Annotated in this window: 17 protein-coding genes and 1 pseudogene; 1 reads left to right on the top strand and 17 read right to left on the bottom strand. The window is 69.0% G+C overall.

Translation table 11 applies throughout. The features are described 5' to 3' along the window. Window positions 1–8: 8 nt before the first annotated feature. The 16 genes and pseudogenes from ACFO8M_RS22140 to ACFO8M_RS22065 form a co-directional block, all read right to left on the bottom strand. The gene (locus ACFO8M_RS22140) at window positions 9–167 is read right to left on the bottom strand and encodes a hypothetical protein (protein WP_387979661.1); all 159 of its coding nucleotides are present in this window, start codon (window positions 165–167) and stop codon (window positions 9–11) included. Beyond that, window positions 164–772 (bottom strand): imidazoleglycerol-phosphate dehydratase HisB, encoded by a 609-nt coding sequence (gene hisB / locus ACFO8M_RS22135; RefSeq protein WP_387979659.1) that lies wholly within the window; start codon window positions 770–772, stop codon window positions 164–166. Before hisB ends, ACFO8M_RS22140 begins: the two co-directional genes overlap by 4 nt. Continuing rightward, complete coding sequence (locus ACFO8M_RS22130; RefSeq protein WP_387979657.1) at window positions 769–1,911, bottom strand: histidinol-phosphate transaminase; 1,143 nt, start codon at window positions 1,909–1,911, stop codon at window positions 769–771. The genes hisB and ACFO8M_RS22130 overlap by 4 nt, the downstream gene beginning before the upstream one ends. Then, entirely contained in the window at window positions 1,908–3,218 is a 1,311-nt protein-coding gene (gene hisD / locus ACFO8M_RS22125) for a histidinol dehydrogenase (RefSeq protein WP_387979655.1), read from the bottom strand. Before hisD ends, ACFO8M_RS22130 begins: the two co-directional genes overlap by 4 nt. Window positions 3,219–3,263: 45 nt before the next feature. Then, the gene (locus ACFO8M_RS22120; protein WP_387979653.1) at window positions 3,264–3,989 is read right to left on the bottom strand and encodes a DUF2567 domain-containing protein; all 726 of its coding nucleotides are present in this window, start codon (window positions 3,987–3,989) and stop codon (window positions 3,264–3,266) included. 73 nt (window positions 3,990–4,062) lie between these two features. After that, the gene (locus ACFO8M_RS22115; protein WP_387979651.1) at window positions 4,063–5,169 is read right to left on the bottom strand and encodes a MinD/ParA family ATP-binding protein; all 1,107 of its coding nucleotides are present in this window, start codon (window positions 5,167–5,169) and stop codon (window positions 4,063–4,065) included. A 223-nt stretch (window positions 5,170–5,392) separates the two neighbouring features. Continuing rightward, the gene (locus ACFO8M_RS22110; RefSeq protein ID WP_387979649.1) at window positions 5,393–6,343 is read right to left on the bottom strand and encodes an RluA family pseudouridine synthase; all 951 of its coding nucleotides are present in this window, start codon (window positions 6,341–6,343) and stop codon (window positions 5,393–5,395) included. Continuing rightward, window positions 6,340–6,972, bottom strand: a complete 633-nt coding sequence (gene lspA / locus ACFO8M_RS22105) for a signal peptidase II (RefSeq protein ID WP_387979647.1) — start codon at window positions 6,970–6,972, stop codon at window positions 6,340–6,342. The genes ACFO8M_RS22110 and lspA overlap by 4 nt, the downstream gene beginning before the upstream one ends. After that, complete coding sequence (locus ACFO8M_RS22100; protein ID WP_387980778.1) at window positions 6,945–7,409, bottom strand: TraR/DksA family transcriptional regulator; 465 nt, start codon at window positions 7,407–7,409, stop codon at window positions 6,945–6,947. The genes lspA and ACFO8M_RS22100 overlap by 28 nt, the downstream gene beginning before the upstream one ends. Before the next feature lie 418 nt (window positions 7,410–7,827). Next, window positions 7,828–8,454, bottom strand: a complete 627-nt coding sequence (locus ACFO8M_RS22095) for a hypothetical protein (protein ID WP_387979645.1) — start codon at window positions 8,452–8,454, stop codon at window positions 7,828–7,830. Between the two features lie 237 nt (window positions 8,455–8,691). Beyond that, the gene (locus ACFO8M_RS22090) at window positions 8,692–9,672 is read right to left on the bottom strand and encodes a DivIVA domain-containing protein (RefSeq protein ID WP_387979643.1); all 981 of its coding nucleotides are present in this window, start codon (window positions 9,670–9,672) and stop codon (window positions 8,692–8,694) included. Between the two features lie 83 nt (window positions 9,673–9,755). Then, the gene (locus tag ACFO8M_RS22085) at window positions 9,756–10,049 is read right to left on the bottom strand and encodes a YggT family protein (RefSeq protein WP_387979642.1); all 294 of its coding nucleotides are present in this window, start codon (window positions 10,047–10,049) and stop codon (window positions 9,756–9,758) included. Window positions 10,050–10,071: 22 nt separating this feature from the next. Next, window positions 10,072–10,662, bottom strand: coding sequence for a cell division protein SepF (locus ACFO8M_RS22080; RefSeq protein ID WP_387979640.1), 591 nt, complete (start codon window positions 10,660–10,662; stop codon window positions 10,072–10,074). A gap of 140 nt (window positions 10,663–10,802) precedes the next feature. Beyond that, on the bottom strand, window positions 10,803–11,510 hold the full coding sequence (locus ACFO8M_RS22075) for a YggS family pyridoxal phosphate-dependent enzyme (RefSeq protein WP_387979638.1): 708 nt from the start codon (window positions 11,508–11,510) through the stop codon (window positions 10,803–10,805). Between the two features lie 269 nt (window positions 11,511–11,779). After that, window positions 11,780–12,725, bottom strand: a pseudogene (gene ftsZ / locus ACFO8M_RS22070) (cell division protein FtsZ); the annotation flags it as partial. Window positions 12,726–12,801: 76 nt separating this feature from the next. Continuing rightward, window positions 12,802–13,536 carry a cell division protein FtsQ/DivIB gene (locus ACFO8M_RS22065; protein WP_387979637.1) on the bottom strand — a complete coding sequence of 245 codons (735 nt, stop codon included), beginning with the start codon at window positions 13,534–13,536 and terminating at the stop codon, window positions 12,802–12,804. A 97-nt stretch (window positions 13,537–13,633) separates the two neighbouring features. Here ACFO8M_RS22065 and ACFO8M_RS22060 point away from each other — a divergent pair, with 97 nt between their 5' ends. Beyond that, window positions 13,634–14,572 (top strand): siderophore-interacting protein, encoded by a 939-nt coding sequence (locus tag ACFO8M_RS22060; protein WP_387979635.1) that lies wholly within the window; start codon window positions 13,634–13,636, stop codon window positions 14,570–14,572. Here the strand turns inward: ACFO8M_RS22060 and ACFO8M_RS22055 are convergent. After that, complete coding sequence (locus ACFO8M_RS22055) at window positions 14,553–14,972, bottom strand: Uma2 family endonuclease (RefSeq protein WP_387979633.1); 420 nt, start codon at window positions 14,970–14,972, stop codon at window positions 14,553–14,555. The genes ACFO8M_RS22060 and ACFO8M_RS22055 overlap by 20 nt on opposite strands. Between the last annotated feature and the right edge of the window lie 14 nt (window positions 14,973–14,986).

Here is a 14,986-nt window from a genome sequence, read left to right as displayed (position 1 = left end):
AGGCCTCCCTAGCCGTAGATCAGGTAGGCGCCGCCAAGGAAGGCGGCCACCGCGAGGACCGCGACGACGATCGCGGCGGCGTACTTCTCGCTCTTGCGCAGGCTCATCGAGCCGCCGAGGAGGATCCCGGCGAGCGCCATGAGCAGGATCGGCCCGGCGTAGCTCACAGGATGCCCTTGGTCGACGGGATGTCGGTGCCGTCGATCCGCGTGGCGTACTTCAGGGCCCGCGCGAGGGCCTTGAACTGGGCCTCGATCACGTGGTGCGCGTCGGGCTTCTGGCCGGGGTTCGCGGCGCGGAGCACGGTGACGTGCAGGCAGATGCGGGCGTGGTAGGCGAAGGACTCGAGGATGTGGCGGGTCATCGAGGTCGGGTAGTTCGTGTTGATCATCGGCGCGATGTCCATCGGCTCCTCGTGCACCATGTACGGGCGGCCCGAGAGGTCCACGACGGCGCGCGCGAGCACCTCGTCGAGCGGCACCGAGGCGTCGGCGAAGCGGACCACGCCGGCCTTGTCGCCCATGGCCTCGGCGAAGGCCTGTCCGAGGGCGATCGCGGTGTCCTCCATGGTGTGGTGGGCGTCGATGTGCAGGTCGCCCTTGACGGCGATCTTGAGGTCGAAGCCGCCGTGCTTGCCGAGCTGGTGGAGCATGTGGTCGTAGAAGCCGACGCCGGTGGCGATGTCGACGACCTTCTCGGTGCCGTCGAGGTCGACGTAGACGTCGACGCTGGTCTCGCCGGTGGTGCGGACGATGTGCGCGGTGCGGCTCACGGTTGTTGCTCCTGTTGCAGTTCAATAGCGCTGTCGAACAGCTCGGGTCGTTGCTGGAGCGCCTGGTCGAAGGCGTCGAGCAGCGCGGTGGTCTCGTCCTCGGTCCCGGCGGTGATCCGCAGGCGGCCGGGGAGGCCGACGTCGCGGATGAGGACGCCCCGGTCCAGGATTGCGCGCCAGACGCCCGCCGCGTCGCGCAGGCCGCCGACGAGCACGAAGTTCGCGTCGGAGTCGGCGACGGGGAGTCCCTTGGCGCGCAGGTTCTTGACGATGCGGTCGCGCTGGTGCTTCAGTTCGTCCACTTCGGCCTGGAGCTGGGCGGCGCACGCGAGCGCGCCGCGCGCGGCGGCCTGGGTGATGCTCGACAGGTGGTACGGCAGGCGCACCAGCAGGAGCTTCTCGACGAGCTCGGGGTCGGCGGCGAGGTAGCCGACGCGGGCGCCGGCGAACGCGAAGGCCTTGCTCATGGTGCGGGTGACCACGAGGCGCGGCCGTCCTTCCAAGCGGCCCAGCGCGGTCGAGCGCGGGTCGCGCGCGAACTCGGCGTAGGCCTCGTCGACGATCACGATGCCGCGGGCGGCCTCGTAGGCGGCGTCGATGACCGCGTCGTCGAGTGCGGTCCCGGTCGGGTTGTTCGGCGAGACGAGGAAGACCAGGTCGGGATCGTGCTTCGCGATCGCCTCGCGCACGTAGGCGGGGCTCAGCGTGTAGTCGGCCTCGCGCCCGGCGTCCACGAAGGTGGTCCCGGTGCCGCGGGCGAGCAGCGGGTGCATCGAGTACGAGGGCATGAAGCCCAGCACGGTGCGCCCCGGCCCGCCGAAGGCCTGGAGCAGCTGCTGCAGGATCTCGTTGGAGCCGTTGGCGGCCCACACGTGGTCGACCGTGAGGCCGTGGCCACCTTCCTTTTGAGCGAGGTACGTGGCCAGGTCGCTGCGAAGCAGCGTCGCGTCCCGGTCCGGGTAGCGGTTGAGGCCGCGCAACTCGCGCCCGATGAACTCGGCGACCTTGGCGGCCACCTCGTCGGGGATCGGGAACGCGTTCTCGTTGGTGTTCAGCTGCACCGGCACCTCGAGCTGCGGCGCACCGTACGGCGACTGCCCGCGCAGGTCCTCGCGGAGCAGGTTCTCGATCTCGCTCATTTCGCCTCGAATCTCGCCGAGACCGCTTCGCCGTGCGAAGGCAGGTCCTCGGAGTTGGCGAACGCGACGACGTCCGCGGCCACGACTTCGAGCGCTTCGCGCGAGTAGTCGATGATGTGGACCGCGCGCAGGAACGTGTGCACGCTCAACCCGGCCGAGTGGCGGGCGCAACCGCCGGTGGGCAGCACGTGGTTCGACCCGGCGCAGTAGTCGCCCAGGGACACCGGCGAATAGGCGCCGACGAAGATCGCCCCGGCGTTGCGCACGCGCAGCGCCACCTCGCGGGCGTTCACGGTCTGGATCTCCAGGTGCTCGGCGGCGTAGGCGTCGGCCACGGCCAGCGCCTCGTCCACGTCGGCGACGAGGATCGTCCCGGACTGCTCCCCCGCGAGCGCGGTCGCGATGCGCCCGGAGTGGCGGGTGTCCGGCACGCGGCGCACGAGTTCGGCGTCCACCGCGTCGGCTAGGGCAGCCGAGCTCGTGATGAGCACCGAGGCGGCGGCCGGGTCGTGCTCGGCCTGGCTGATGAGGTCGACGGCCACGTGGGCCGGGTCGGCCGTGGCGTCGGCGATGACGGCGATCTCGGTTGTCCCGGCCTCGGCGTCGATGCCGACGAGGCCGCGCACGGCCCGCTTGGCGGCGGTGACGTAGATGTTCCCCGGGCCCGTGATCATGTCGACCGGGACGCATTCGTCGGTCCCGTACGCGAACATGCCGATGGCGGCCGGTCCGCCCACGGCGTAGACCTCGTCGATGCCGAGCATCCCGGCGACGGCGAGGATGCCCTGGTCGGGCAGGCCGCCGTTGTTCTTCTGGGCCGGGGAGGCGAGGGCGATCGAGGCGACTCCGGCGATCTGGGCCGGGACGGCGTTCATGATCACGGAGGAGGCGAGCACGGCGAGGCCGCCGGGCGCGTACAGGCCGACGCGGCCCACGGGCAGGTACCGCTCGGTGACGGTGCCGCCGGGCGCGACCTCGGTGACGACCTCGGGGAGGCGCTGGGCCTCGTGCGCGGTGCGCACCCGGTCGATGGAGGTCTGGTAGGCGCGGCGCAGCTCGGGGTCGAGCTCCTCGACGGCGGTCTTGATCGCGTCGGCGGGGACACGCAGGTGCTCCAGGCGCACGTGGTCGAAACGCTCGACGATCTCCACGACCGCGGCGGTCCCGCGATGGGCGATGTCGTCGATCAGCGGCTGGACCGAGCGCAGGGCCTCGTTGACGTCGAAGGCGGCGCGCGGCATCAGCTCGCGCAGGGCGCGGGCCGAGTAACCGGGTACTTCTCCTGAAAGATCGATGCGTCTGAGCACGGTCCAAGCGTAGTTGCCCGGCTTTCCAGCTCAAAGGGCATACCGCTATTCGGGAGTGTCCGTTCGAAGGCTGGGCCGACGTGACCAGCCTGCGCAGACGGTGTAAGTGAAGGTCGCGGCGAGGGCCATGACCGCCAGGGCCCCGAGTTGGAGGGCGTCGAGGGCCGTTGTGAAGTTCCCGACCTTCAGGGCGGCCCACGCGGCGGCGGGGTCGAGCTGGACGAACAGGACCGACGGCGGGCGCCACATGTGGGCGCCGACGGGGGCGCGTTCGACCCCCTCCCAGAACTGCTCCCATTCCTTCGCCCCGATCTTCCAGGCCACGACCTGGCAGCCGACCGAGCCGATGACGAGGCCGAGGAGGAGGAGCGGGCCGCGCCGTGCACGCATGGCGTTCCAGGCGACGAGCGCGGCGAGGATGCCGAGGACCAGGCCGATCCCGGCGAACATGAGGTCGCCTTCGACGTAGCCGCTCGGGTAGGTCTCGGTCGAGGCCCAGCCGCCTTCGACGATGACGAACTCCACGCGCGGGGTGATGATCTGCCACAGCATCGCGGCCGGGAACCCGGTCGCGGTGAGGATGACGGCGAGGACCCCGGCCGCGAGCAGGTCGCGTCCCACGGTCCGTTCGGAGCGGCGGGCGCGGCCGTACACGTGCGGGTCGTCCTGGTGCCCGGTCTGCCCGCCGGGGGGCGGGGCCACGCCCGCACCGGGCTGGACCGGACCGTCGTCCGGACGGAGGTTCACGGTGCGCTCGGCGTCGTCTGTCACGACTGGAATCCTGCCACAGCGGTGCCAGGCGCCATCGGGGATGTGCGGGAGCGGACTGCCCGAAAGGCTTTCGCTACAGACCGTCGACAATGGTCGCGGCGGCCTCGAACCAGGCCGCGCGGGTCTCCGGCCGCAGCGCCGAGAACTCGATCTTCGCGCCCGGTTCGAGCGACGGGTCGTACGGGACCACCGCGCAGGCGCGGGTGCGCTGCGAGAAGTGCCGCTGGAGGTCGTTCAGGAGCGGCCCCGGGTTCGGGGTCGGCATCGACAGGAGCGTGACCGCGTTCTTCACGAGGTTCCCGTAGCCGCCCTCTTCGAGGTGGTCGAGCATCCAGTCCGCGGAGAACGCGGCGTCCTCGCGCGGCACGGTGGTGACCACGAGCCGGTCCACCGAGGAGACCACGGTGCGCCAGTTCGGGGACTCCACGTTGTTGCCGGTGTCGATGCAGACGATGCCGTGGGTGCGGGTGAGGATGTCGAGCACCCGCAGCACGGTGGTCGGGTCGAGGCGGCGCTGCAGCTTCGGGTCCTCGTCGCCGGCGAGCACGTCGAAGGAGCCGTCGGCGGAGTGGCGCAGGAACTCGTCGAGGTGCTCGGGCAGGTGGACGCCGGCGGCCTCGACCTGGTCGAGGTGCTCCACGAGGTGGCGTATGGTGCGCCCGTGCCGGGCCGAACCGGCGCGCAGCCCCAGGGTGCCGCGCAGTTCGTTGTCGTCCCAGGCGATCACGCCGCCGTTGCGGGCGGTGCCCATCGCGGCGGCGGAGAGCACGGTGGCGGTGGTCTTGTGCACGCCGCCTTTGGGGTTGATGAAGGCGATGACCCGGCTGCGGCCCAGGTCGCGGCGCAGGCGCTGCAGCGCGACGGGGCTCGGCTCGGTGTGCTGCGGCTGGCGGGGCTGGGGCGGGAGCCCCTGCTGCGGCGCACGCACCTGACCGGTGATCTGGGCGGCGCTCGGCGGGGTCTGCGTGGCGACCGGAGGGCGGCGGCCCGCGGTGGGCACCGAGTAGTGCGCCTGGCCGGGCGGGGGCCCGGCCGACGGCTGCGAAGGAGGGTGGGCCTCGCGCGGCGGGGGCGTCGGGGTCTGCTGTGCGCCACCGGCGCGGCCGCGACCGCGTCCCAGGAGCTTCTGCCACCGGGAACCGTCTGACCGGTCGTTGTTCCAAGCTTCGGGCGTGTTCACTCGCAACCTCCTCTCGGGCGGACCAATCCGCGGCCTGCAGCTGCGCTGAAGCCGACTGAAGCGTCGCCACCCCGACCGGAAACCAATTACCACCCGCGACTATTAGATCACGACGATCCCTCAAGGCCCGTTGCGAATCGCGGGCCCTCTGGCCCGGGGGTGAGGCGTGCGTTACGCCCGAAGCCTCTCTGCGGCGAGCGTCTTCTCAGAGTCTAATGGCTAACTAGGAGTCGGCTCGCAACCGCGCCAGTGCCGTTTCGAGGTCGGCCGGGTATTCACTCGCGAAGGTGACGGTCCCGCCGCGGGTCGGATGGACGAACTCCAGCCGGTACGCATGCAGCCATTGCCTGGTCAAGCCCAGTTTCTCGGCCATCGTGGGGTCGGCGCCGTAGGTCAGGTCGCCCACGAGCGGATGTCCGAGGGCCGAGAAGTGGACCCGGATCTGGTGGGTCCGGCCGGTCTCCAGCCCGACGTCCAGCAGGGACGCGCCGGGGAAGACCTCGATCGTGTCGTAGTGCGTGACGCTCGGCTTGCCGTCGGCCACGATCGCCCACTTGTAGTCGTGGCGCGGGTGCCGCCCGATCGGCGCGTCCACGGTCCCCGACAGCGGGTCCGGGTGCCCCTGGGCCACAGCGCGATACCGCTTGGAGACTCGGCGTTCCTTGAAGGCGCGCTTGAGTTCGGAGTACGCGGCCTCGCTCTTGGCGACCACCATCAGACCCGAGGTGCCCACGTCGAGGCGGTGCACGATCCCTTGGCGCTCATCGGGTCCGTGGCTGGAGATCCGGTACCCGGCGGCGGCGAGCCCGCCGGTGACGGTGGGACCCGACCAGCCCGGGCTCGGGTGCGCCGCGACGCCCACGGGCTTCATGACCACCACGATGTCGTCGTCGTCGTAGAGCACGTCGAGCCCTTCCACGGGCTCGGTCGACTGGACCAGCAGGTCCTCCGGCGGCGGCGGGAGCACCACTTCGATCCAGGCCCCCGCGCTCACGCGCTCGGACTTGGTCTGGCAGGGCTTCCCGTCGATCTCGACGTCCCCGTCCGCGACCAGCTCGGCCGCGACGGTCCGGGACAGGCCCAGCAGGCGCGAGACGACCTGGTCGATCCGCTGGCCCTCGAAGCCCTCGGGGATCGGCAGCGAGCGGGTCTGGCGCGCGGCTGCTGCACTCATGCCGCAGCCTCCTGCTGCTTCGCGCCGTTGCGGGATTCGGGAGAGAAACCGTGCCCGGTCAGTTCGAGCAGCACGATGAGCACCACGCCGCAGCACAGCGCCGAGTCGGCGATGTTGAAGATCGGGAAGACCTCCGCGAACGGCCTGAACACGCTGATGAAGTCGATCACGTGCCCGTGCGCGAACCCCGGCTCGCGGAAGTACCGGTCGACGAGGTTGCCCGCGGCGCCGCCCAGGACCAGGCCGATCGCGATCGACCAGGCCGGGTAGACGATCTTGCGCGACAGGACGATCAGGAAGACCACCACCGCCGAGGCGATGATCGTGAAGATCCACGTGTAGCCCGTGCCGAGGCTGAACGCCGCACCCGAGTTCTTGGTCAGGCTCAGGTAGACGAGCCCGCCGAGGATCCGCACCGGCTCCTGCGGGTCCAGGTTCGCCACGGCCAGGAACTTGGTCCACTGGTCCAGGCCGATCGCGAACGCCGCTATCAGCAGTGCCGCGATCATCAACCCGGGCCTGGGGGCGGGATTCTCAGGGGTGGTCGTCTCGTCGGTCCCGGGTCCGTCCGCGGGGGCGGTCCCGGGCTGCGTGTCCTCGCTCAGCGTCGCTCCTCCAGCTGTTTGCAACCGACGTCGAGCGTAGCCGACGGGAACGCGGCCAACCGCGCCGCCGGGATCGGTTTACCGCACTTCTCACAGAAGCCGTAAGTGCCTTCGTCGAGCCGTTCGAGCGCGTGGCTGACCTGCCGGATGCGCTCGGAGAGCGAATCGGCCACCGCGACCTCGTGCTCGTGCTCGACGGTCTTCGAACCGGAGTCGACCTGGTCGTCCCCGGCGGTGTCGCTCAACCGCTCGCGCTGGGCGAGGGTGATCGAGTCGCTGTACCGCTGCTGCTCCTCGACGAGCTCGTCCAGGCGCTCCTTGAGAGCGGCGCGCAGTTCGGCCTGCTCGCTCTCGGTGCGCAGCTGCTGGGCCTCGGTCTCCTCCGCGGACGCCGGCGCTGCGGGCGCCGCCTTCTTGGCGGCCTTCTTCGCCGCGGGCTTCGCGGCGGCCTTCTTCACCACCGCCTTCTTGGCCACAGCCTTCTTGACCGCCTTCTTCGCGGCCTGCTTCTGGGTCTTCTTCGCTGGACTCATGACGCGCCTCTGGAGGGGTATAGCGGCTCGGGTTCCGGTGGCGTCAGGGCACGGCGGCGCCGCTGCTGCGGCCCCCATCGGGTGTTCGGCATGGCGGCTCCCGAAATCACGTAGTCCTGACGACCTCGTCGAAACGAGGACAATGCGCGTCAGGCCCCGCCGAGGCGGGGGCCTGCCGCGCAATTAAGCACACAGGATACGCAAGTCCTGCAAGTAGGTCAATTACTTCGGGAACTTGTGTCCGGACAGCGGGTAACTGTGCCGAATGATGGCTCGCAAGCTTCGCCAAGACCGCCGATCAACGGCCCGCAAGCTTCACAAAGGCCGCAAAGGTGTGGCGCGCAGGTCAGCGGCCGGCCACGGGCACCAGGAGCAGGCGCGACACCGGTTCGCAGATGGCGCAGGGGGTGAACCCCAGTTCGAGGGCCTCGGCGACGGGCAGCGGTTCGAACTCGCGTCCGGACAGGTGGGCACACGCCGGGTGGTGGAAGCGGGGGCGGCCGTCGACGACCGCGACCTCGGTGTCCAGGCGCATCAGGGCCGCAGCCTCGATGCTGGACATCCGCTGCTGGGACGGCTCGTCGGACGTGGAGTCAGGGGCGCGGTGGCGGCGGTTGACGGCCTCGCCGCGGCTCTGTCGCGGCGGCGCGTCCTCGAACCGGAGTTCGGGATCGCGGTCCACCGCGTAGTCCATGGGCTCGAAGACCTTGCCTTCGAGGAGCGGCATCTCGGTGGTCGGGGTGTCGTCCATCCCGATCCGCCGGAATTGCTGGGTGTCGTCATCGGCGACGGCCTGGCGCGGGGTGAGGCGGGGGCGCTTGGCGCCCCGGCCGCGGATCCCGACGTACAGGGCCACGCTGGCGGCCAGGCTCGCCGCGATGGACGAGACCAGCAACTGGTTGTTCCCGGAGATCATGCCGATGACCAGCAAGACCGCCGCGGTGACGAGGATCAGCAGGCTGCTGACGATCACGTCGAGTCCTCCCCTGCGCGAGATGCGGGGCTCTCGCGCGGTTCTACGCGGTCCCTGTGGGGACCGCAGCATCGTTGAAGCATGGTGCGGCGGTGAGGGCGGCGGTTCGACCCGCGCCCTCACCCGCTCAACCATGATTAACGAGGCGATCCCCGTTCAGGTTATGGCTCGGCGCAACCATTCTGTGCGGTGCGCCGCGCCTACCGGAGGGAGTGTCCCGGGGAGGAGCGGGAGGGGTTACCCGCGGCCGCCCTGCATCACGAACGCCGACCTGGCACCGGTGCGATCGTTCGCTGTCTGCTGCGGGGCCTCCTCGAAGGCCTCGTCCTCGGTGCGTCCCTGCTGACCGTTGAGGTCGCGCAGCTGGCTCTCGAGGTAGAGCTTGAGGCGAGTGCGGTACTCGCGCTCGAAGGTCTTCAGCTCCTCGATGTTCTTGAGCAGCGACGAACGGGAGTCCTCCAGCTGGCCGATGACCTTCTGGCGCTCCTGCTCGGCTTCCATCTCCATGCGCTCGGCCTTGTCGCGGGCCTGTCCCACCAGGTCCTCGGCCGCCGCACGGGATTCCGAGACCATGGTCTCGGCCTCGCGCTGCGCTTCGGTCATCATGGTCTTCGACTCGTGCTGGGCCTCGGCCATCATCGACTTCGACTCGCGCTGGGCCTGCGAGACCATCGTCTGCGCCTCGCGCTGGGCCTCGGTGACCATCGACTGGGCCTCGCGCTGCGCCTCGCCGAGCACGGAGTCGGCCTCCCGGCGGGAGTCCTCCAGGTGCTCGTCGGCGGTGCGCTGGGCGACCATGAGGAGGCGCAGGGCCTCCTGCTCGCCGCCGCCGGCGGGGGCCGGGGCCTGCTGCTCCGGTCCGCGCTGCGCCAGTTCCTGCTGGAGCTGCTGTGCCTGCTGCTGCGCGGCCACCATCTGCTGGTGCATCTCGTGCAGTTCGGCGTCGAGCTCCTGGAGCTGCTGCTCCATGGCGTGCTTCTCCCGCTGCACTCGGTCGAGTGCGGCGGCCATCTCGGCGTGATCGGCGGCTCCGGGGGGAGCACCGGCGCGGAGACTTTCGAGCTGAGAGCGAAGTTCGCCGTTCTCATCGCTGAGGCGGGCGAGTTCTCGCTCGACCTCATCGAGGAAACCGTCGACCTCGTCCTCGTCGTATCCGCGCTTTCCGAGCATGGGTTTCTTGAACGTGACGTTGTGAACGTCTGCTGGGGTCAGCGGCATTCGAAACTCCTTCTCAGCTGTTCGCCTGGCGCACAAGGCTGCTCAACACGATAACCCTGTCTCGCACCCCCGCCCGGAGCTGCTCAGGAGATGTTTCTCCCGACGACGAAGTCCATCAGGATCCACACGATCAAGAGCAGCGCCAGGAACGCCAGATCAATCGATACAGTACCAAGCCTGAGAGGGGGAATCACCTTCCTCAACCCCTTCAGGGGAGGGTCGGTCACGCTGTAGACCGTCTCCAGAAGGGCCGCGGCCCTCGGTCCGGGCTCCCAGCGGCGTGAGAACTGCACCACGACGCTGCTCACCAGACGAGCGAGGAGGAAGAGGTAGAAGGCGAAGAGCGCCAGATAGATCAGCTGTAGTGCCAGGTTCACGGTTCGCAGTGTATCCCTCAGGTCAGGACTGGTTGAAGAACCCGCCCTCGGCGATCTTGGCCTTGTCCTCGGCAGTGACTTGGACGTGCGGCGGCGAGAGCAAGAACACGCGGTTTGTCACCCGCTCGAAGGACCCGCGGGTGCCGAAGATGAGGCCCGCCGCGAAGTCGACCAGACGCTTGGCGTCGGCCTCTTCCATCTCCGAGAGGTTCATGATGACCGGGGTGCCGTCGCGGTAGCGCTCGCCGATGGTCCGCGCCTCGTTGTACGTGGTCGGGTGCAGCGTGGTTATGCGGTAGTTCGCGTGCGACTCCTCCTCCGCCGGGACCGGCCGCACGGTGGCGGGCTCGGCCAGGGCGAGATTGTCGCGGGTGAGATTGTCACGCGACAGCGGGGTCACCGAACCGGAGCCGCGGTTGAGCTGGCGGACGGGGCTGCGGTCCTCGACGCTCCGGCCGACCCGGCCGGTGGTGCGCTGCGCGCCCCGCACCCGCTGGGGTGCCTGCTGCTCCTCGGCGAACTCGTCGCTCTCTTCGTAGCCGTTGCTGTAGCCGCGATCGTCCTCGTCCTCGATGAGGCCGAGCCAGATGCCTGCCTTCCGCATCGCGCCCATCGATCGTGCTCCCTCCTCGGGCCGCCCCTGTTGAGTCAGGTACGCGGTCTCATCCTAGCGCCGACTCCTTACACGGATGTGTTTTTGCCCGACTAATCAGACGTCGTCGTGTGGCCGTATTCCCACTTCTGCCCCATACCTTACGCCATCGATTCACGTTCGCCGAGCACGTTTCTGCCCAGTCTGACCATTGTGGCCCCAGCCGCGATGGCGGCCTGGTAGTCGCCGCTCATGCCCGCCGAGATCTCGACCGCACCGGGGTCGGTGCGCTTGACGGTCTCGGAACATTCGGCAAGCAGCGCAAAGGCTTTGGCGGGCTCCCAGCCGATCGGGGCCACCGCCATGACCCCTTTTAGGTGAATCGAGGGCGCGTCGGCGATCCGCTCGGCGAGGCCTTCGAGGTCGGCGACGAGCACCCCGCCGCGCGAGACGTCGCCGTCGAGGCTCACCTGGATGAGCGCGTTCAGGTTGCGGCCGTGAGCGGTCGCCGCGGCGTCAAGTGCACTCGCAAGGGTGATGCGGTCGACCGAGTGGACCCAGTCCGCGTAGGACGCCACGGACCGGGCCTTGTTGCGCTGGAGCTGCCCGACGAAGTGCCACACCGGTTCCAAGCCTCGGGCGGCGAGGTCGACGGCCTTCGGATGGGCCTCCTGGTCGCGGTTCTCGCCGAGATCGGTCTGGCCGAGCTCGACGAGAGCGGCGGCGTCGGAAGCCGGGAACGTCTTGGTGACGGCGATGAGGCGGACCGAGTCCGGGGAGCGGCCGGCGTCGACGCAGGCGGCCGCGATGGCCTCGCGCGTCCGGTTCAGGTTCTCCTGCAACTGGACTCGACGCGATTGGGTGGTCAAGAGAGTGGTCCTAGCCGGTTGGCGGTGGTGTCGGCTGCGGGCGACGGTCCGTCGAGATCGGTACCCCCTTGAGGGCCATATCGTCTCGACGGTCCGTCACCGCTAGAAGCCTTCTTTGAGGAAGGAGGGAACGTCCACGTCGTCGAACAGGACCTTGCCGTTGCCCGACTCGCGCTCGGGCTCGGGCTTGGTCTCGCGCACCGGCTCGGGCTTCTGCTCGGGCAGCGCCGTGATCCGGGTGGGCTGGGCCAGTTCGAATTCGGCCTCGTCCTCCACGTCGAACCCGGCGGCGATCACCGTCACGCGGGCTTCTTCGCCGAGGGCGTCGTCGATGACCGCGCCGAAGATGATGTTCGCGTCCGTGTGCGCGCAGTCGGAGACGAGCTCGGCCGCGTCGTTGATCTCGAACAGGCCGAGGTCCGAACCGCCTGCGATGGAAAGGAGCACGCCGCGCGCGCCCTCCATGCTCTGCTCCAGCAGCGGCGACTCGATCGCCGCGCGGGCGGCCTCGACGGCGCGGTTCTCACCGCGGGCCGAACCTATGCCCATGAGCGCCGAACCCGCTCCGCTCATGACGCTCTTGACGTCCGCGAAGTCGAGGTTGATGAGGCCCGGTGTGGTGATGAGGTCCGTGATGCCCTGGACACCGGACAGCAGCACCTGGTCGGCGAGGCGGAACGCGTCCATCATGGAGATGGTGCGGTCGCCGAGGTGGAGCAGGCGGTCGTTCGGGATGACTATGAGGGTGTCGCACTCATTGCGCAGATCCTCTATTCCCGACACGGCCTGGGTCTGGCGGCGCTTGCCCTCGAAGGCGAACGGCCGAGTGACCACGCCGATCGTGAGCGCGCCGAGCTTGCGGGCGATGTTGGCGATGACGGGCGCGCCACCGGTGCCGGTGCCGCCGCCCTCGCCGCAGGTCACGAACACCATGTCCGCTCCCTTGAGGACTTCTTCGATCTCGTCGCGGTGGTCCTCGCAGGCCTTGGCGCCGACCTCGGGGTTGGCGCCCGCGCCGAGCCCTCGGGTCAGTTCGCGGCCCACGTCGAGCTTGACGTCGGCGTCACTCATCAAGAGCGCCTGAGCATCGGTGTTGATGGCGATGAACTCGACGCCCTTGAGGCCCGCCTCGATCATCCGGTTGACAGCATTGACGCCGCCGCCTCCGACTCCAACGACTTTGATCACGGCGAGGTAGTTGTGCGGTGGTGTCATCGCTGCTGCCTTCCTTCCCCTTCGGCCCTGGGTACGGCAAACGGGATGTGCGTGCACACCCGCTCCCCCCTTAACGCTAACTCACAGTGGGGGCATCTGGTGCGCTGACATCGACATGTTCGTACCCCCCTGCCAACAATCGATCGGCGACCTCGGCTTTCTGCTCGCTTTCAGAGCCGTCGCCCCATCGCAGCGTCCGTCCATCATCGAGATACAGGGTGACCCCGGCCGGGGACGGCGAGGCCACGTGTTCCACCTCGTCGGCGATACCGGACGGGAGTGCCTGCAGCACTGTGAGGGTCTCGATCGTGGCCAGGTCGTCGGGTCCCGGATCCTCGAGCTCGACCCTCCAAATAGTTCCCGGAGCGGACGCGGTCTCGTCGAATACCACACCTTCTGAATCGACCATGAGAAAAGTCTCGTCATCCACCGGAACGGCCATATAAGGCTCGCGTTCGGTGACGGCGACGCTGACCGCATCGGGCCACGAGCGGGTCACGTCCACGGATTTGACGGGAGCGAGTGCGGCGACCGCGTTCGCGATCGCGTCGAGATCGGCGCCGAGCACCGAGCGCCCCAGCGAGTCCCTGCCGAGCGCGGCGACCTCTTCGGGTTCGAGCACAGAGGTGCCGGTGACCTCGATCCGCTTCACCTCGAACAGGGGCGTGGTCCACACGATCACGAAGGCCAGCACGAGAACGGCGAGCATGCCGATCGTGATCCACCGCAAGCGCCGATTGGGCAGTCTGCGGCGCATCACGTGGACGAGCCGCCAAGGGCCGGGCTCGGAGGTGTTCTCTGGGCCGCGCATGGGTCGATGATTCCACGTCCCGGCCATGCGACGGTGGCGGCACGCCCGACCCTTCAGATAAGGTAAGGCAAACCTTATTACCGAGGAGGAGTGCCGAGTGGCGACACAGACTGAGGAACAGACCGGGACCGCCGTCCGACCCTTCGAGCTGTTCCCCGTGAAAGTGCAAGCGCTGCAACGGTTGAGCCCCTCCTTCATACGGGTCACCTTCGCGGGCGCCACGCTCGCCCACTTCGCCGACAACGGCTACGACCAGCGTTTCAAAGTGATCTTCCCGGCCCCGTCCTGCGGCTTCGACAAGATGCCCACGAGCGACCGGTGGTACTCGGAACTGCGCGCGCTGCCAGAGGAAGAGCAGTGCGGCGTCCGCACGTACACCGTCCGCGCGGTCCGCCGGACCCTCGGGGAGGTCGACGTCGACATGGTGGTGCACGAGGCGCACAGCGACGACGAATGCGGCCCGGCGCTGCGCTGGATCCGGGACGCGGCGGTCGGCGACGAACTGCTCCTGCTCGGCCCGGACGCCCGCTGGGACGGCCCGCACGGCGGCATCGACTTCTATGCGCCCGAAGGGGCCCAGCTCCTCATCGCCGGCGACGAGACCGCCGCTCCCGCGATCGCGGCGATCCTCGAAGACCTCCCGGTCACCGCGCGTGGCAAGGTCTTCATCGAAGTCCCCGAGGCCGCGGACGCCCTCGAGCTCGACACCCCGGCCGACGTGGAGGTCGTGTGGCTCCCCCGCGAGGGCGCGGTGTGGGGCGACCGCCTGATTCCCGCGGTCACCGAAGCGGCGCGCGCGATGGACTTCGCCAAGAGCTCGCAGTTCGAAGAGAACGAAGACGAGATGATCTGGGAGGCACCGGAAGCGGTCGCCGAGAGCGACGCCTACGTCTGGATCGCCGCCGAGACCGGCGTGGTCAAGACCCTGCGCTTCACCATCCGCAAGGAACTGGGCCTGCCCAAGGAATGCGGCGCGTTCATGGGCTACTGGCGCAACGGCCGCCCCTGGGACTTAGTCAGACCTGATTGCGTTTGAAGGCAGTGTCGAGTTCGAAATCGAAAGGTTCGGGAATGCGGACGGACAGACCGAATTCAACGGCGACCTGCGTCTGATAGCCCCGCCGCTCCGAGGGATCGGAATAAACGGTGAGCACCTGTTCCTTCATGTCGAACAGCAGGTAGACCGGTACGCCCGCGCGCCCGTAGATGGCGACCTTCTCATTGAGATCATTGTCGCGCGTGGCAGGCGAGGTCAATTCTCCGACCAGAGACAGAGCCTCGCCGGGCAACCGATTCGAGTCGATATCGATCAGGTCGACATCGGCGACCCAGATGTCCGGACCGAAAGCGCCCGCGTGCTCCGGGAAGACGAAGAGGAAGGGTTCGGTACCGGCTTCGTACCCCTCGGACGCGTGCCGGTCCAACTGGCGGGCCACCGATCGTATCGGCT

Source organism: Glycomyces rhizosphaerae (assembly GCF_042647865.1).
In the GTDB taxonomy this organism is placed as follows: Bacteria; Actinomycetota; Actinomycetes; order Mycobacteriales; family Micromonosporaceae; genus Glycomyces; species Glycomyces rhizosphaerae.
The sequence above is the reverse complement of the archived record's forward strand: the minus strand, read 5'-3'. Positions and strand labels throughout refer to the sequence as shown.

Bases quoted from the DNA above. Each gene is read 5' to 3' on its own strand.
- ACFO8M_RS22130 (WP_387979657.1), bottom strand. From the start codon at position 1,911: ATGAGCGAGATCGAGAACCTGCTCCGCGAGGACCTGCGCGGGCAGTCG.
- ACFO8M_RS22110 (WP_387979649.1), bottom strand. From the start codon at position 6,343: ATGAGTGCAGCAGCCGCGCGCCAGACCCGCTCGCTGCCGATCCCCGAG.
- ACFO8M_RS22090 (WP_387979643.1), bottom strand. From the start codon at position 9,672: ATGCCGCTGACCCCAGCAGACGTTCACAACGTCACGTTCAAGAAACCC.
- ACFO8M_RS22080 (WP_387979640.1), bottom strand. From the start codon at position 10,662: ATGGGCGCGATGCGGAAGGCAGGCATCTGGCTCGGCCTCATCGAGGAC.
- ACFO8M_RS22065 (WP_387979637.1), bottom strand. From the start codon at position 13,536: ATGCGCGGCCCAGAGAACACCTCCGAGCCCGGCCCTTGGCGGCTCGTC.